At 70.7% G+C, this 16527-nt stretch carries 12 protein-coding genes and 1 tRNA gene; 9 read left to right on the plus strand and 4 right to left on the minus strand.

Going from position 1 to position 16527, the window contains the following annotated elements:
* Positions 1-83: 83 nt before the first annotated feature.
* The 5 genes from LG278_RS04700 (at position 84) to LG278_RS04720 (ending at position 5932) form a co-directional block, all read left to right on the plus strand.
* Positions 84-1637: an alpha/beta hydrolase gene (locus tag LG278_RS04700; protein WP_404391435.1), complete on the plus strand. Its 1554-nt coding sequence runs from the start codon at positions 84-86 to the stop codon at positions 1635-1637.
* On the plus strand, positions 1631-3391 hold the full coding sequence (locus LG278_RS04705; RefSeq protein WP_404391437.1) for an alpha/beta fold hydrolase: 1761 nt from the start codon (positions 1631-1633) through the stop codon (positions 3389-3391). Before LG278_RS04700 ends, LG278_RS04705 begins: the two co-directional genes overlap by 7 nt.
* An 88-nt stretch (positions 3392-3479) precedes the next feature.
* Positions 3480-3553: transfer RNA gene (locus tag LG278_RS04710), tRNA-Thr, on the plus strand.
* 205 nt (positions 3554-3758) lie between these two features.
* Entirely contained in the window at positions 3759-5351 is a 1593-nt protein-coding gene (locus tag LG278_RS04715) for a M28 family metallopeptidase (RefSeq protein ID WP_404391439.1), read from the plus strand.
* A gap of 104 nt (positions 5352-5455) precedes the next feature.
* On the plus strand, positions 5456-5932 hold the full coding sequence (locus tag LG278_RS04720) for a GNAT family N-acetyltransferase (protein WP_404391441.1): 477 nt from the start codon (positions 5456-5458) through the stop codon (positions 5930-5932).
* A gap of 74 nt (positions 5933-6006) precedes the next feature.
* Here LG278_RS04720 and LG278_RS04725 read toward each other — a convergent pair whose 3' ends face one another.
* Positions 6007-7338, minus strand: a complete 1332-nt coding sequence (locus LG278_RS04725) for a hypothetical protein (RefSeq protein WP_404391443.1) — start codon at positions 7336-7338, stop codon at positions 6007-6009.
* A gap of 139 nt (positions 7339-7477) precedes the next feature.
* Positions 7478-9901, minus strand: coding sequence for an HAD-IC family P-type ATPase (locus tag LG278_RS04730; protein ID WP_404391445.1), 2424 nt, complete (start codon positions 9899-9901; stop codon positions 7478-7480).
* 191 nt (positions 9902-10092) lie between these two features.
* On the opposite strand from LG278_RS04730, the gene LG278_RS04735 reads away from it, so the two are divergent.
* Positions 10093-11532: an NAD-dependent malic enzyme gene (locus LG278_RS04735; RefSeq protein WP_404391447.1), complete on the plus strand. Its 1440-nt coding sequence runs from the start codon at positions 10093-10095 to the stop codon at positions 11530-11532.
* A 46-nt stretch (positions 11533-11578) separates the two neighbouring features.
* Positions 11579-12904 (plus strand): nitrate/nitrite transporter, encoded by a 1326-nt coding sequence (locus tag LG278_RS04740; RefSeq protein ID WP_404391449.1) that lies wholly within the window; start codon positions 11579-11581, stop codon positions 12902-12904.
* A gap of 111 nt (positions 12905-13015) precedes the next feature.
* On the opposite strand, the gene LG278_RS04745 is transcribed toward LG278_RS04740, so the two are convergent.
* Complete coding sequence (locus LG278_RS04745; RefSeq protein WP_404391451.1) at positions 13016-13945, minus strand: LLM class F420-dependent oxidoreductase; 930 nt, start codon at positions 13943-13945, stop codon at positions 13016-13018.
* Positions 13946-13982: 37 nt separating this feature from the next.
* Positions 13983-14534 (minus strand): TetR/AcrR family transcriptional regulator, encoded by a 552-nt coding sequence (locus tag LG278_RS04750; protein ID WP_404391453.1) that lies wholly within the window; start codon positions 14532-14534, stop codon positions 13983-13985.
* Positions 14535-14764: 230 nt separating this feature from the next.
* Here LG278_RS04750 and LG278_RS04755 point away from each other — a divergent pair, with 230 nt between their 5' ends.
* Both LG278_RS04755 and LG278_RS04760 read left to right on the plus strand, forming a co-directional pair.
* Entirely contained in the window at positions 14765-14956 is a 192-nt protein-coding gene (locus LG278_RS04755) for a hypothetical protein (protein ID WP_404391455.1), read from the plus strand.
* Positions 14957-14964: 8 nt separating this feature from the next.
* Complete coding sequence (locus tag LG278_RS04760) at positions 14965-16506, plus strand: MFS transporter (protein WP_404391457.1); 1542 nt, start codon at positions 14965-14967, stop codon at positions 16504-16506.
* The last annotated feature ends 21 nt before the right edge of the window (positions 16507-16527 follow it).

Here is a 16527-nt window from a genome sequence, read left to right on the forward strand (position 1 = left end):
GCGGCCGCGGCCGCGGCCTCAGGTCGGTCACGACCGTGTAGCGAGATCGGTGATGCGCAGGTTGTCGGGTTACCGTTTCCCGCATGACGCCGCGCCCCGCCGCCATCACCCGAGCCCTGACCGCGACGACCGCGGTGCTCGGTCTGCTGCTGACGGCGGCGTGCTCGAGCTCGGAGCCCCCCGTGCCCCCGACGTCCGCGTCCGACGTGCCCCCGGCCACGGCCCCTCCGTCCGATGCGCTCGATGCCTACTACTCCCAGCAGCTCGCCTGGTCACCCTGCAACGGCTCCGACGAGTGCGCTGACCTGCGGGTGCCGCTCGACTACGCCAAGCCCGACCCCGCCACCGACCTCACGATCAAGGTGCTGCGGGTGCCGGCCAAGGACCAGGGGAGTCGCATCGGGTCTCTCGTGGTCAACCCCGGCGGCCCCGGCGCGTCCGGCATGAACTACGCGGCCGCCGCCGACGGCATCGTCGGCACCCAGGTGCGCCGCTACTTCGACGTCGTGGGCTTCGACCCTCGCGGCGTCGGACAGTCGGAGCCCCTCGACTGCCTCAGTGACAGCCAGCTCGACGACTTCATGAGCACCGACCAGACCCCCGACGACGGGGCCGAGGAGCAGGCGCTGCTCACCCAGGCCCGCACGCTCGCCGCCGGGTGCGAGGCCAAGAACCCCACGCTCCTGCCGCACCTGTCCACCGCCGACTCGGCCAAGGACATGGACGTGCTGCGTGCCGCGCTCGGCGACGGCCAGCTCAACTACCTCGGCAAGTCCTACGGCACCTTCCTCGGCTCGACGTATGCCGGCCTGTTCCCCAAGCGCGTCGGCCGCTTCGTCCTCGACGGGGTCGTGCCGCCCGACCTCACCAACGCCGAGCTGTCCGAGGGGCAGGCGCGCGGTTTCGAGCTCGCGACCCGCACCTACGTCGCCGACTGCATCGCGCAGGGTGACTGCCCGCTCGGGTCGTCGGTCGACGAAGGCATGGCGTGGATCCGAGACTTCCTCGCCGACGTCGACCGCACCCCCATTCCCACGGGCGACCCCAGTGCCCCTCGCCTGGGTGAGGCCTGGGCCTCGTGGGGGCTCGGGCAGGCGATGTACGACCAGAGCTCCTGGAGCGCCTTGACCGACGCCCTGCGCGAGGCCGAGGCCGGCAACGGCGCGCGCCTCATGGCCTTCGCCAACGACTACGCCGGCCGGCAGTCAGGCGGTGGCTACACGAGCAACATCATGGAGGTGCTGCCGGCGGTCAACTGCCTCGACCGCCCCGACAGCCCCGACCTCGAGACCTACCAGAACTACGCCAAGATCTTCGCCGAGGAGGCGCCGACGTGGGGCGAGACGCTCGCGTGGGGCGGCCTGACGTGCGGTGTGTGGCCGGCCCGGTCGGGCTCCGGTCCGCAGAAGATCAGCGCCGAGGGCAGCGCCCCCATCGTCGTGGTCGGCACGACGCGCGACCCCGCGACGATCTACGAGTGGTCGAAGCGACTCGATGACCAGCTCTCCAACTCCGTGCTCGTGTCCTACGACGGCGACGGGCACACCGCCTACCGCCGCAGCAACGACTGCATCGACAACGCCATCGACGCCTACTACGTGCAGGGCCGCGTGCCTGCGGACGGACTGACGTGCTGAACGACGAACCGCGCCCCGAGGACCTGCCGGAGCGGGCTCCGAGCCCGTATGCCGCCCTGCCGCCCGAGCTGCGCCCCCGCGCCTCGGGCGCGCCCGAGGCTCCGGGACCGGACGGCCCGATGGGGTCGACGGTGCGCAAGGTCGTGGCCGCGATCGCCGTCATCGCCCTGCTTGCGGCGACGTTGCTCGCCGTCTGGGGCGCGTTCCGGGCCTCCGAGCCCGTGGCCGGTGACGCCTGGACGCAGGTGGGCTCCGCGCCGGCTGCGCCCTCCACACCGACTGCGCCCGGGGCTTCGACCCCCGCCACCCCCGGCCCCTCGGGTCCGGCCGACACCGACTTCCCGGCCTCGCTCGCGTCGTTCTACACCCAGCAGGTCGACTGGAAGGCGTGTGGAGACGGCTCCGGCCACGAGTGCGCCACGATCGAGGTCCCGGTCGACTACGCGAAGCCCGCCGGCGACCGTTTCACCCTGGCGGTGCGCAAGGCTCCGGCCACCGACGCGGGCCAGCGACGTGGCTCCCTGCTCATCAACCCGGGCGGACCCGGAGGGTCCGGTGTGCAGTACGCCCAGCTCGCGGAGTTCGCGTTCTCGCCGGCGGTGCGTGCGGCATACGACATCGTCGGCTTCGACCCGCGCGGCATCGGCCAGTCCTCGCCGGTGCAGTGCCTCACGGACGACAACATGGACCAGCTCTTCGACGTCGACCCGACGCCCGACTCGGCGGCGGAGCGCGCCGAGCTGCTGTCGGAGGCCGACCGCATCACTGCAGAGTGCGCCCAGCGCGGGGGAGAGCGCGCGCGTCACCTCAGCACGACCGAGGTGGCACGCGACATGGACGTCATGCGGGTGCTCGTGGGCGACAGCAAGCTCAACTTCTTCGGCGGCTCCTACGGCACGTTCCTCGGGGCGATCTATGCCGACACCTTCCCGACGAAGGTCGGCCGGATGGTGCTCGACTCGGCGATGTCGCCCAACCAGACCGACGAGCAGGAGATGTCCTACGACATCCAGGGCTTCGAGTCCTCGATCGACGCCTTCATCGACTGGTGCGTGGCGCGACCGGACTGCGCGCTCGGCTCCGACAAGGCCGCCGCCCGCGGCAAGATCATCGCGCTGCTCGACGCGGTGGAGCGCGACGGGCTCACGACGAGCAAGCCCGGGCTCGAGCGCATCGGCGAGGGCTGGGTCGGCTTCTCGATCTTCATGTGCCTCTACTCGTCGCAGTCGTGGCCCACCCTCAACACGGGTCTCGCCCAGGCCCTGACCGGCAAGGGCGACATCCTGCTCGCCAAGGGGATGTCGGTCGTCGAGCGCAACGCAGCCGGTCAGTACGCCGACACGACCTACCTGCAGGCGATGCTGCCGGTGCGCTGTGCTGACTGGCCCCGGTCACCCATGACGCCGTCCCTCGAGGCCGCCCGCGACAAGGCCAGGGCGGACCACCCGCTGTGGGCCCGGATGACGGGCGAGCTCTACGACAACTGCCGCACGTGGCCGACCCAGGGGCGCGCGCAGAAGGGCGGCACGCTCGCGACGGGGGCGGCGCCGATCCTCGTCATCGGCAACGAACGCGACCCCGCGACCCCGATCGGAGGCACCAAGCAGCTCGCCAAGGACCTCGAGTCGGGCGTCCTGCTCACCTCGGACCACGACGGTCACGGCACCTACTTCGCCGGCAGCACCTGCGTCGACACCGCCGTCGACGGCTACCTCATCAAGGGCACCGTGCCCGCGAACGGCAAGGCCTGCTGAGGGGCGGGACGGCGATTTTTCTCCCGGTTGGGGTCGTGCGTATACTCAACCACCGTGCTCGATCGTGCCGCTGGCGCGCCGGACACCTGCCGCTTTAGCTCAGTCGGCCAGAGCGATTCACTCGTAATGAATAGGTCGTCGGTTCGATTCCGACAAGCGGCTCAGATGGCGCCCCCGACTCCGGTCGGGGGCGTTTCTGCGTCCCGGGTGGAAGCTCCTGCGGACCGTCGAGGATTGACCCGAATCCGTGGCGCGCCCGGCTCGCCGGCTCTAGGGTCGGCAGAGTCGCCCCTGATCGGGGGCGCACCACCCCTGCAGCAACTCACAGAGCACCATCGCACTGCAGGACACAGAGAAGGGATGGAGCATGCAACGACGCATGCGCATCGTGTCGATCGGCGCGGCCGTCGCGGCCTCCGGGATGCTTGTCGCAACCGGGATCGCGCCGCAGGCCACCGCGGCCAACGACACGAGCGAGATGATGGTCACGAAGGGCTTCCGCAAGGCAGTCACGACGGCGGGGATCAACGAGCACCTCCAGGCGCTGCAGACGATCGCCGGCGGCAGCAACCGGGTCTCCGGCACCCCGCGCTACGACGCCTCCGTCGACTACGTGAAGGGCCGGATGCAGGCTGCCGGCTACCAGGTGACGGTCCAGCCGTTCCAGTTCGTCTACAACGCCGATGTGGCGCCCGCCGTCCTCCAGCGGATCTCCCCGAACCCCGCGGCCTGGACCGACGGACCGGACTTCGCGTCGATGACCTACAGCGGCAACGGCGACGTCACCGCGTCGCTCTATGCGGTCAACCTCACCATCCCACCGCCCGCGACCCCCGGCGCGAGCCCGTCCGGGTGCGCGGCCGCCGACTTCTCCGGCTTCCCCGCGGGTTCCATCGCCCTCATTCAGCGCGGCACGTGTGACTTCCGGGTCAAGGCCCTCAACGCCCAGGCCGCCGGTGCCGCCGGCGTCGTCATCATGAACGAGGGCCAGCCCGGGCGCACCGGTGTCCTGTCCGGCACGCTGAGCAGCCCCGGCGTCACCATCCCCGTCGTGGGCGCGACCTTCGCCGTGGGCGACTCGTTGCGAAACGGAGTCACCAACGGATCGACCAACTCCGTGGTGCGGCTCAAGGTCGAGCGGGTCAACGAGCCCCGCACGACCTACAACGTCATCGCCGAGACGCCAGGTGGCGACCCCAACAACGTCGTCGTCGTCGGGGCCCACCTCGACAGCGTGCCGCGCGGACCGGGCATCAACGACAACGGCAGCGGGTCGGCCGCGATCCTCGAGGTCGCAGAGGCGTATGCCGCCCAGGAGCGCACTCCGACGAGCAAGCTGCGCTTCGCCTGGTGGGGCGCGGAGGAGTTCGGCCTGCTCGGCTCGAACTACTACGTGGCCAACCTGTCGCAGGCCGACCGCGACAAGATCGCGCTCAACCTCAACTTCGACATGGTCGGCTCGCCCAACTACGTGCGCTTCGTCTATGACGGCGACAACTCCGCGTTCCCGGTCGGTCCGGGTGCGGCGCTGGGACCGGAGGGCTCAGGGGCGATCGAGGCGACCTTCCACGACTACTTCGACGCTGTCGGCCTCCAGAGCTCGGAGACGCCGTTCAGCGGTCGCTCGGACTACGGCCCGTTCATCGCCGTCGGCATCCCTGCCGGTGGTCTCTTCACCGGCGCCGAGGGCGTCAAGACCGCTGCCGAAGCGGCTGTCTACGGCGGCACGGCCGGTGAGTCCTACGACAAGTGCTACCACCTCTTCTGTGACGGCTTCACCAACGTCAACCAGAAGGGTCTCGACGAGATGAGCGACGCGATCGCCCACACGGTGCTCGTCTACTCGCGCCGTGACTTCGTCAAGTCGCCGCTGCTCGACCCGGTCCAGCCAGTCACGGCCAGCCTCTCCGGCGGCGAGGGTGGCGGGCTGCACGAGGAGCACGAGCTCGACGCCAGCTGATCGGTCGCCTCACGCGACACTGCTTGCCGTATGGCGCCGGGCCACGTCGGATGGTCGACGTGGCCCGGCGGTCTGCAGTCCCGCGCCTCTGGGAGAGTGAGCCGGTGAGCGACTGGACAATCCGGCGGGCGTCGAGTGCGGACGCGGCTGCCGTGGTCGAGCTGCGGGCCCTGATGTTCGCCTCGATGGACGTGGCCGGCCTCGACGATCCGCGGTGGCGGCAGGCCGCGGAGAAGTGGCTCGAGCGCGAGCTCGCCGGACGGCATACCTGCGTGGCGCTCGCGGTGGCTGCGAACGGACGCGTCGCTGCCGGAGCCATGGCCGCGCTACGGTTCGAGACCCCCTCGCCGGTCAACCCCAACGGCGTCTGGGGGCTCGTCAACAACGTCGCCACTCAGCCCGACGCCCGACGTCAGGGGCTGGCCCGTGCCTGCGTCGTGGAGGTGCTGCGGTGGCTGCGCGAGGAGACGGAAGCTCACCTCGTCGAGCTCTTCGCGACGGGTGAGGGGTCCGGTCTCTACGACGAGCTCGGCTTCACGCCCACCGCGTGGCCCGCGATGCGGCTACGACTGGAGCGCTGAGACAGCGAGCGGGCACCCTTGACCTGAAGGGTGCCCGCTCGTCGGGTGCGATGACGGTGTCAGTGCGGCGGCTGTCAGCGCAGCGGTGCCACCTGGGCCGTGGACGCCGTGGGAGCAGCGGTCGAGCCCGAGAAGGCCGACGGAGCGGTCGCCAGGTTGGGCGAGACGTCGAAGCGGCCCGCGACGTCGACGATGACGTTGGTCGTGCCGGCGTTGTTGTAGATGTTGAACTTGTTGACCTCGTTGAGCCCGACCATTGCCATGTTGGCGACGGTCTGACCCGCCGCGGGGTTGAGGTTGCTCGACGACGAGCGCGTGACGCCGGTCTGCCAGAGGGTGACGTAGGTGGCAGCGGTCGGCTTCACGGCGGTTGCGTTGGCCACGATCGCGACGGTGATGGAGTTTGCGACGGTGCTCGGAGCCGTGACGGTGCGCGTCGTGGTCGGGCCGAGCGTCGTCGTGCCGATGCCCGTGCGGGTGTCGACGATGCGCTTCGGCGCACCGGCACTCCGGAAGCGCAGGCCGTCACCGGCGGCATAGACGCCGACGACGTCGACGATCACGTCGACCGTGCCCGTGCTCGCGTTGCCCACCGCGAAGTCGACGAGGGGTTCACCGTCCGTGTCCGTGCGGTGCGTGACCGGCACGATCACCATGTTGGAGGTGGTCTGTCCGGCAGCGAAGTTGAGGTTGGAGGTGTTGGGGATCGCGCTCTCGTCGCCGTTCCAGGCGTTGAGGAAGCCCTTCGCCGTGGGACGCACAGCCGTGAGGTTGATCGCGAGCGCGGTGATGTCGGCCGAGTCCGGCCCGTAGGCGATCGACTGGACCGTGTAGGTCTGCGGCGCGAGCGCGGGGCCTTGGTCGGCCTTGCGGGTGTCGAGCACACGCCACGGGTCGTCGGGGAAGTAGTCGACGGCGCCGGCCGGCTTCGTCGTCGTCGAGCCGACGTAGTAGCCCTGCACGTCGGCGATGACGTGGGTCTGGCCGGTTGCGTTGCGGATGCTGACCCAGCCGTCGCTGCTCACCGGCACGGTGACGAGGTTGGCGCGCGTGTCACCCGCCACGAAGTTGAGGCTCGAGGCGTTGGGCACGGCAGCACCCTTGGGGTAGGCCACGATGTTGCCCGCCTGCGTCGGGCCCGTGACCGTGAGGTTGAGCACGACCGCCATGACGCCCGACGCGGGCACGCCTCCACGCCCGTTGACCTTGAGGTTGAAGACCTCGCCGGCACCCAGGGGGCGCCCGAGCGAGCCGCCACGCGTGTCGAGCATGCGCGCCGGTGCCAAGGACACGAAGGTGCCGTCGGCGACCCCGGTGACGGCAGTGGGAGCTGCCGGAGCGGCCAGTGGAGCGGCCGTGGCCGACAGCGCGCCGCCGAGGCCAGCCGATGAGAGGACGAGGGCCACTGAGAGCCCAGAGATGACAGACCGCCGCACGGCAGGTCCCCCGTTCCACAATGAAGCTGCCCCCGTGGCAGCGTGCCCGCGGAAGATATCACCCGGTTTGCGCGTGGTCGCCGGTGTTGGCCATCTCGTGACCTGCCGGTCAGTCGGCGACGTGGTGCGCGGCCTTGACTGCCGAGGACGTGCGATAGACGACCTCGACGAGCGCCGCCCCGACAGCGCCGATGAGGAGCGACTGCCACACCAGCGGCGCCGGCGCGTCGAAGTTGAAGAAGGTGCGGGCGAAGGGGACCACGAAGGCCAGCACGGCGAGACCGATCATGGCCGCGACGAGCGCCACCTTCCACGGACGGAAGGGTCGCGACAGCACGATGAGGATCCAGAAGAAGACGACGAGCAGGGTGATCGTCGCTCCCGTGCCGGGCTGCCAGCAGGCGACGTCGGACACCGTCTTGGCGCCGGTCTCGACCCTGCACCGAGAGACGAACTCGTCTGGGGGCACGCCGTAGTTGCTGCCGGCGAGCAGGTAGGAGGCGATGACGGCGAGCCCGGCGATGCCGCCGGCCGGCACGGCGAAGCGCAGGATGCGCCCCAGGAAGCCTGGCAGGTAGCGGCGCTTGTTGGGCCCGAGGGCGAGGAAGAACGCGGGGATGCCGATCGTCACCGCCGAGACGAGGGTGAGGTGACGCGGGAGGAAGGGGAAGGGCACGGCGAGCACCGCGGCCGCGATGATCGCGACGAGGCTCATCGCGTTCTTGGCGAGGAAGAGGTTGGCGACGCGCTCGACGTTGCCGATGACGCGGCGGCCCTCGGCGAGCACGTCGGGCAGGTGCGAGAACTTCCCGTCGAGCAGGACGAGCTCGGCGACGGCCTTCGTCGCCTGCGCGCCGTTGCCCATGGCGACACCGATGTCGGCGTCCTTGAGGGCGAGCGCGTCGTTGACGCCGTCCCCGGTCATCGCGACGACGTGGCCGTCAGCCTGCAGGGCGTGCACGAAGGCGCGCTTCTGCTCGGGCGTGACGCGGCCGAAGACGGTCGTGCGCGCCAGCACCTCGCGCAGCGCGTCCTGGTCGTCGGGGAGGGTGCGCGCGTCGATGGCTTCGCCAGCGTCGAGACCCACGGCGCGAGCGACGGCGGACACCGTGACAGGGTTGTCACCGGAGATGACCTTGACCTGCACCCCCTGCTCGCGGAAGTAGTCAAGGGTCGCGCGCGCGTCGGGCCGCACCTGCTCGGTGAGGGTGACGAGCGCGCACGGCGTGAGGTCGCTGGGGAGCACGGCCTCGCCGAGGGGCTCGGCGCTACGGGCGAGCAGCACGACCCTGCGCCCGGAGTCGGCCAGCCGCACGACCTCGTCGCGGATCGGCCCCGGCCCGTCGAGCAGCACCTCTGGGGCCCCGAGCAGCCACGTGTCGTGCCCCTCGAAGGACGCCGCGCTCCACTTGCGTGCGGAGTTGAAGGGAATGGTCTGCGTGCGGCTCCAGCCCGGCGAGTCGAGCGCCGCGCCCACCGCTGTCAACGTGCCGTTGGCGTTGGGGTCGTCGGCGAGCGCGCCCAGCCCGCAACGGATCTCGGCCTCGTCCTGGCCGTCGAGAGCGGTCACGCCCTCGAAGGCGATCTCTCCCACCGTCAGCGTGCCGGTCTTGTCGATGCAGACGATGTCGACCCGGGCGAGCCCCTCGACGGCGGGCAGTTGCTGCACCAGCACGTTGCGTCGGGTCAGCTGCACGGCCGACAGGAGGAAGGCCACCGACGTGAGCAGCACGAGGCCCTCGGGCACGAGCCCCACGACCCCCGCCGCCGACCTGATGACGACCTCCTGCCACCCCTGCTCGCCGACGGTGCGCCACTGCGACCAGATGGTGATGGGCAGGGCGACAGCGATGACCCAGGTGATGTATTTGAGCAGGGTGTTGATCGAGTCCTGGATCTCCGACCGCGTGCGGGTGAACTTGCGGGCGTCGGCCGCGATCCGGTTGACGTAGGCGTCGGCCCCGACCGTGCTCGCGTGGTAGCGACCCGACCCGGCGACCACGCTCGTGCCCGACATGATCGCGTCGCCCACGCCGTGGGCCACGGGGTCGGACTCGCCGGTGAGGTTGGCCTCGTTGAGCTCGAGGCCGGCACTCGCGAGGAGGGTGCCGTCGGCGGGCACCTCGTCGCCGGTGCGCAGCTCGATGAGGTCGTCCTTGACGACGTCGGTCGTCGCGACGACCGTCACCTCACCGTTGCGCACGACGCGGGTCGTCGGCGCGTTGAGCAGCGCGAGCCGGTCGAGCTTGCGCTTGGCGAGGTACTCCTGGGTGATGCCGATCGCCGAGTTGGCGACGAGGATCAGGCCGAAGAGCCCGTCGGCGAACGACCCCGTGATCATGATGAGCACGAAGAGGGCCCCGAGGATGGCGTTGAAGCGCGTCAGCACGTTGGCGCGCACGATCTCGCCGATCGAGCGTGACGTGCGTTCCGAGAGCCGGTTGACCTCGCCCCGGGCGACCCGGTCGGCGACCTCGGTGCTCGTGAGGCCCTCAGGCCTCGTCAGTGTGCTGTGGTCCCCCGGCGCTGTCACCGGCTCATTGTCGTATGCCGCCCGGCGGATTCGCGTCATCCGCACCGATCCGAGACGGTGACGTCGCCGACGGTCCCGGCCAGGCGGCATACCGGCGGACAGTTTGGCTGGCCGTCTGTGACTGATCTTGTTACTGATCGGTCTTCGGGACGAGGTCCGAGGCGTTTCTCGGATCGTGGGACGATTGCGCGGTGACTGAGTCGATACAACGAGCCCGTGCCACCACCGCGTCCTACTCGATCACGATGCGGATCCACGCGGGCACCGACCCAGCCGTGATCGGCGCGCTCGCCGTCAAGGTCGCCGAGAGCGGCGGCATCACGACGGCTCTCGACATCGTCGACTCGCACCCCGACCGGCTCGTCATCGACCTCACCTGCTCCGCCTCGAACGCCGAGCACTCCACCGAGGTCGTCGCCGCCGTCGAGACGCTCGAGGGCGTGCGCGTGCACAAGGTGTCCGACCGCGTCTTCCTCATGCACCTCGGCGGCAAGATCAGCGTCGAGAGCAAGGTCAACCTGCGCAACCGCCAGGACCTCGCGATGGCCTACACGCCCGGCGTCGGCCGGGTCAGCCAGGCCCTCTTCGAGCACCCCGAGGACGTGCCGCGCCTGACGATCAAGGGCAACTCGGTCGCCGTCGTCACCGACGGCTCCGCCGTGCTCGGCCTCGGCAACATCGGCCCGATGGCGGCGCTGCCCGTCATGGAGGGCAAGGCCGCCCTCTTCAAGCGCTTCGCCGACATCGACGCGTGGCCCATCTGCATCGACACGACCGACGTCGACGAGATCGTGCGCACCGTCGAGCTCATCGCCCCCGGCTTCGGCGGCATCAACCTCGAGGACATCGCCGCCCCGCGCTGCTTCGAGGTCGAGGCCAAGCTGCGTGAGCGTCTCTCGATCCCCGTCTTCCACGACGACCAGCACGGCACGGCCATCGTCGTGCTCGCGGCGCTCAAGAACGCCCTGCGCTGCATCGACACCAAGCTGCCCGACGCCAAGATCATCGTCTCGGGCGGCGGGGCCGCCGGGTCGGCCATCGTGCAGCTGCTGCTGGCCGCCGGCGCGGTCGACGTCACCGTCTCCGACCGTCACGGGCTGCTCAACAAGGCCGACGAGTCGCTCACGCCGGCGTGGCGCGAGCTCGCCGACAAGACCAACCCGCGCGGCCTCACCGGCACGCTGCGCGACGGACTCCAGGGCGCCGACGTCTTCATCGGCGTGAGCGCCCCACGAATCCTCGAGCCGGAGTGGATCGACGAGATGGCCGACAAGCGCATCGTCTTCGCGCTCGCCAACCCCGACCCCGAGGTCGACATCTACGAGGCGACGCAACGCGCGACGGTCGTCGCGTCGGGGCGCAGCGACTACCCCAACCAGATCAACAACGTGCTGGCCTTCCCCGGCGTCTTCCGCGGCCTGCTCGACGCGCGAGCCACCGACGTGACGACCGAGATGCTCATCAAGGCCGCCGACGCCATCGCCTCGGTCGTGACCGACGAGCAGCTCAACCCCAACTACATTATCCCCAGCGTGTTCCAGCCCGACATGAGCAAGACCGTCGCCAAGGCGATCGTCGACTGCGTGCCCAAGGCGCCCAAGCCGTCGATCCCGATGGTGGGCGCCAACTGACCGGGTGACCGGTGACCGAGTGACGGGGTGAGTGAGGGGTGAGCGGATGAGCGGGGCCGCGAGCCTGCGCTACCCCCTCGACGGCCGCCGGGCCTGGGCGGTCTGGGGCGCGGCCATCTCGGTCTACGTCCTCGCGGTCTTCCACCGCACCTCGCTCGGTGTGGCCGGCCTCGAGGCCGCGGAGCGCTTCGGCATCACGTCGGCCCAGCTGTCGACCTTCACGATCCTGCAGGTCCTCGTCTATGCCGTCATGCAGCTGCCCGTCGGTGCGCTGCTCGACCGCTACGGGTCCAAGCGGATGCTCGGCGTCGGGCTCACGCTGCTGACCGGTGCGCAGCTGGCGTTCGCCTTCGTCGACTCCTACGCCCTCGCGCTGCTGTGCCGGGTGCTGCTCGGCATGGGCGACGCGATGATCTTCATCTCGGTGCTTCGGCTCGCGGCGCTGTGGTTCTCGCCGCGGCGCACGCCGCTGGTCACCCAGTTCACGGGCCTGCTCGGTCAGCTCGGCGCGCTCGCCGCTGCTGGCCCCCTCGCCGCCGCGCTGCACGCCTTCGGCTGGACGCCCTCGTATGCCGTCGCGGCCTCCTTCGGGGTCGTGACGGGCATCGCGCTCGTGCTCGTCGTCAAGGACAGCCCGTGGGTCGACCAGCACCGTGACGAGCTGCGGCTCCGGGCGCTCGGCCGCACGCTGCGCGCGGCATGGCTCGTGCCCGGCACCCGGCTCGGGCTGTGGTCGCACTTCACGTCGCAGTTCTCGGCCAACATGTTCACGATGCTGTGGGGCTTCCCCTTCCTCATCTCGGGGCAGGGGCTCTCGAGCGCGCAGGCAAGCGTGATGCTCTCGCTCATGGTCGTCACGGCGATCGTGTCCAGCCCGGTCATCGGCACCCTGACGGCGCGTTTCCCGTTCTCGCGCAGCACCTTGGTGCTGTGGATCGTCGGCGCGGCCATCACGGCGTGGACGACGGTGCTGCTCTGGCCGGGGCGCGCGCCGCTGTGGCTGCTCGTCGCCCTCGTCGTGCTCATCGCCGTCGGTGGCCCCGGCTCGATGATCGGCTTCGACGTGGCCCGCACCTTCAACCCCCCGACGCGCATCGGCAGCGCCTCGGGCATCGTCAACACCGGCGGCTTCATGGCCACGCTGGCCGCCGTCGCGCTCGTCGGTGTCGTGCTCGACCGGGTCGCCCCTGCCGGGCCGTCGACCTGGGACGTGGAGGCATTCCGGCTCGCGATGACCGTGCAGTATCCCGTGTGGGCGCTCGGCATCGTGCAGATCGTGCGCTGGCGCCACAAGGCGCGGCGCGCCGCTCTCGAGGCCGACCCCGAGGCGTATGCCGCGATGCGCGCCGGCCGCTCCGTCACCTTCCACTGAGGACCCCGCCACCCGGCATACCCCGATCTCGCGTGAGGAAAGGAGCACTCGACGAGGGGAAAGGTCGAGTGCTCACTTCTCGACGCGACGGGCGCAGTCGAGTGCCCACGGTCAGGCGAGCTGGCGCAGGACCCCGTCGGCGATGTCGGCAAGGTGGTCGAGATCCGACAGGTCGAGAACCTGGAGGTAGAGGCGCTCGGTGCCGACCTCGGCGAAGGCGCCGATCCGGTCGACGACCTCGTCGGCCGACCCGGCAAGGCCGTTCGCGCGCAGCTCGTCGAGGTCGCGCCCGATGGCAGCGGCGCGCCGGCCGAGCGTCGCCTCGTCGTTGCCGAGGCAGACGACCTGCGCCGCCGAGAGGGTCAGCGTCGAGGGGTCACGTCCGTCCTCGCTCGCCATCTCGCGGACTCGCTCGAAGAGCCGGCCCGAGTCGGCGGGGGAGACGAAGGCGGCATTGAACTCGGCGGCATACCGCACCGCGAGCGCGGGGGTGCGCCGTTTGCCGCCGCCTCCGACGATGATGGGGACGCCGCCCTCCTGCACCGGTTTCGCGAGCGCGGGGGAGTCGACCACGGGGTAGTGGGCGCCCTTGTGGCTGAAGGTTTCTCCCGGCTTGGTCGCCCACAGCCCGGTGATGACGGCGAGCTGCTCCTCGAGTCGGTCGAAGCGCTCGCCGAGCGGCGGGAAGGGGATGCCGTAGGCCGTGTGCTCGGCCTCGAACCAGCCCGCGCCGAGCCCCAGCTCGACCCGTCCGCCACTCATCTGGTCGACGCCCGCCACCTGGATCGCGAGCGGCCCGGGGAGGCGGAAGGTCGCCGACGTGACGAGGGTGCCCAAGCGGATGGTGGTCGTGTCGCGCGCCAGTCCCGCGAGCGACGTCCAGGCGTCAGTGGGGCCGGGGCCGCCGTCGCCACCCATGTGCAGGTAGTGGTCGGAGCGGAAGAAGCCGCTGAAGCCGAGGTCCTCGGCCGCGCGGGCGACCGCGAGGAGGTCGTCGTAGGTGGCGCCCTGCTGGGGCTCGGTGAAGATGCGCAGGTCCATGGGCCCCATCCTGCCTGTAACGCCCTGCCGGGAACGCTCAGTCCGCGACGACGAGCCCGTCGACGACGACGTCGAGCATCGGGGTCACGTCGAGCTCGGTGCAGCTCGAGTCGGCGACGGTGGCGACCCCGCTGACGAGGCGCATGACGTTGACAGGGTCGACGGACGGGCGCAGCTCGCCCCGGGCGTCGAGGTGGTCGATGACGCGCCGGTTGGCGTCGGCCATGACCCGGCACTTGCGATACATCGGCGAGGCGGGGTCGTCCATGGCGGCGGCGATCTTGCTCGCGGCGCCGCGGTGCAGCGTGATGTGCTCGATGAAGTGCTCGAACCAGGCAGAGAGCATCTCGCGGGCGGGCAGGTCCGCGGCGATGGCCGCGTCTGCGTCAGCGGAGACCCGGTCGGTCCAGTCCTGCATGAGGGCGTCGACGAGCGCCTCGCGGGTGGGGAAGTGGCGATAGAGGGTGCCCGGGCCCACGCCGGCGCGCTTGGCGATCTCGTCGAGCGAGGCGTCGGTGCCGCGCTCGGTGAAGACGATGCGCGCGGTGGCAAGGATCTTGTCGTAGTTGCGACGGGCGTCGGCGCGCATCGGCCTGCCCAACGTCCCGAGTCCGGCGGGTGGTGCCGCGGGTGTTGAATCGTCTTGGGCAGCAACGGATCCCGGCGACGTCTCTCGCGTCGCCTGACCGACCTCGGCGGGCGTCACAGACATGCTCCTTGCAAAAGCGGAGAGAGTCTCCGTATAGTCGTTCCAGCAGAACCGGAGTGGCTCTCCGTTAATCGTACAGCCAGCCGTCGCCACAGAGGAGTCCGGCCACCATGACCACGACGATCCGCCCCACCCGACAGGCCCTGCGCGTCCACATGTCGCACCTCGCGACGACCCACCGCGCCCCCCTCGTGCCGCGCCCGCGCCCCGCCGCCGCGCGCCCCACCTCCTTCACGCCCATGGCCCGCGAGACCCTCACCGGCGAGGTGGCGCTCTACCAGTCCCAGCACGACGAACCCTGAGGCCAGAGATGTCGACCAGCACCACACCTTCGTCAGTCACCGCAGCGGCCGTCGCGTCACCGACGCCGACAGCGGGCGCCCGAGGCCGCGCCGCTCGCCGGGCCTCCATCGGGCTCGGCGTCGTGCTCGTCGCCCAGCTCATGCTCGTGCTCGACGCCACCGTCGTGAACGTCGCACTCCCGCACATCCAGACCGACCTCGGCTTCACACCCGCCGGCCTGTCGTGGGTGCTCAACGCCTACACCCTCGCCTTCGGCGGCCTACTGCTCCTCGGCGGTCGCCTCGGCGATGTCCTCGGTCGTCTGCGCAGCTTCGAGATCGGGCTCGGCATCTTCACCGTCGCGAGCCTGCTCGGCGGCCTCGCGACGACGCCGGCCTGGCTCATCGCCGCCCGCACGCTGCAGGGCGTGGGGGCTGCGCTCGCCGCGCCCAGCGTCCTCGCTCTCGTGACGACGAGCGCCTCGAACGAGGCCGCTCGCAACCGCGGACTGGCCCTCTTCACGGCGGTCTCGTCGGCCGGCGCGTCCATCGGTCTGCTCCTCGGCGGCGTCCTCACCGATCTCGTCAGCTGGCACTGGACCCTCTTCGTCAACGTGCCGATCGGCATCGTCGTGCTCGTGCTCGCCCGACGGTTCGTCACCGAGACGCCCCGCATGCGCGGACGCTTCGACGTCGTCGGTGCCGTCACCGCGACGCTCGGATCGGTCGCCGTCGTGCACGGCTTCATCAGCGCCGCCGACCGCGGCTGGAGCGCGCCGCTCACGCTCGCCTCGTTCGGCCTCGGGCTGCTCCTGCTGGCGCTCTTCGTGCGCACCGAGCGACGCGTCGCCTCGCCCCTGCTGCCGCTCGGCCTCGTCCAAGAGCGCTCGCGGGGCGGCGCACTGGTGCTCATGGCACTCGTCGTGGGAGCCCAGTTCTCGACGTTCTTCCTCGTCACGCAGTATCTCCAGCTCGTCCTCGGCTTCAGCCCCATCGCCACCGGCGCCGCGTTCCTGCCGCTCAGCCTCGCGATCTTCGCGACGTCGCGGGTCACCGCGCGCCTCGTCGCCCAGGTCGGGCCACGGCCCCTGCTGCTCGTCGGGACCATCGGGCTCACCGCCAGCTTCGTGTGGCTGAGCAGCATCACGGCCACGAGCACGTATGCCGCCCACCTCCTCGGCGCCCTCGTGCTCAATGGCGTCTCGGCGGCGCTCGTCTTCATGCCGGTGACGGTGGTCGTGCTCGGCGGCGTCGACCCGAAGCAGGCAGGCACGGTGTCGGGCCTGCTCCAGACCGCGCAGCAGCTCGGCGGCGCCGTCGGTCTCGCCGCGATCGTCAGCGTCTATGCGTCGCAGGCGGTCCCGGGCCAGTTCGTGCCCGGCGTCGAGCCGGCGTTCCTTGCCTCGGCGACGTTCACGCTCCTGGCTCTGCTCATCGCCGCGGTCGTGCTCCGCCCCGGTCGTCGGTCGGCGACCGAAGCGCGGACGTCGGACCTGCGGGATGGGTCTGACGATCAGTCGGCGGATCAGTCGGCACCTGGTGTCGCCCTGGCAACCGCCGACGCAGACTGATCCGCAGACTGATCGCCGCTG

Source organism: Humibacillus xanthopallidus (assembly GCF_044793955.1).
In the GTDB taxonomy this organism is placed as follows: domain Bacteria; phylum Actinomycetota; class Actinomycetes; order Actinomycetales; family Dermatophilaceae; genus Humibacillus; species Humibacillus xanthopallidus_C.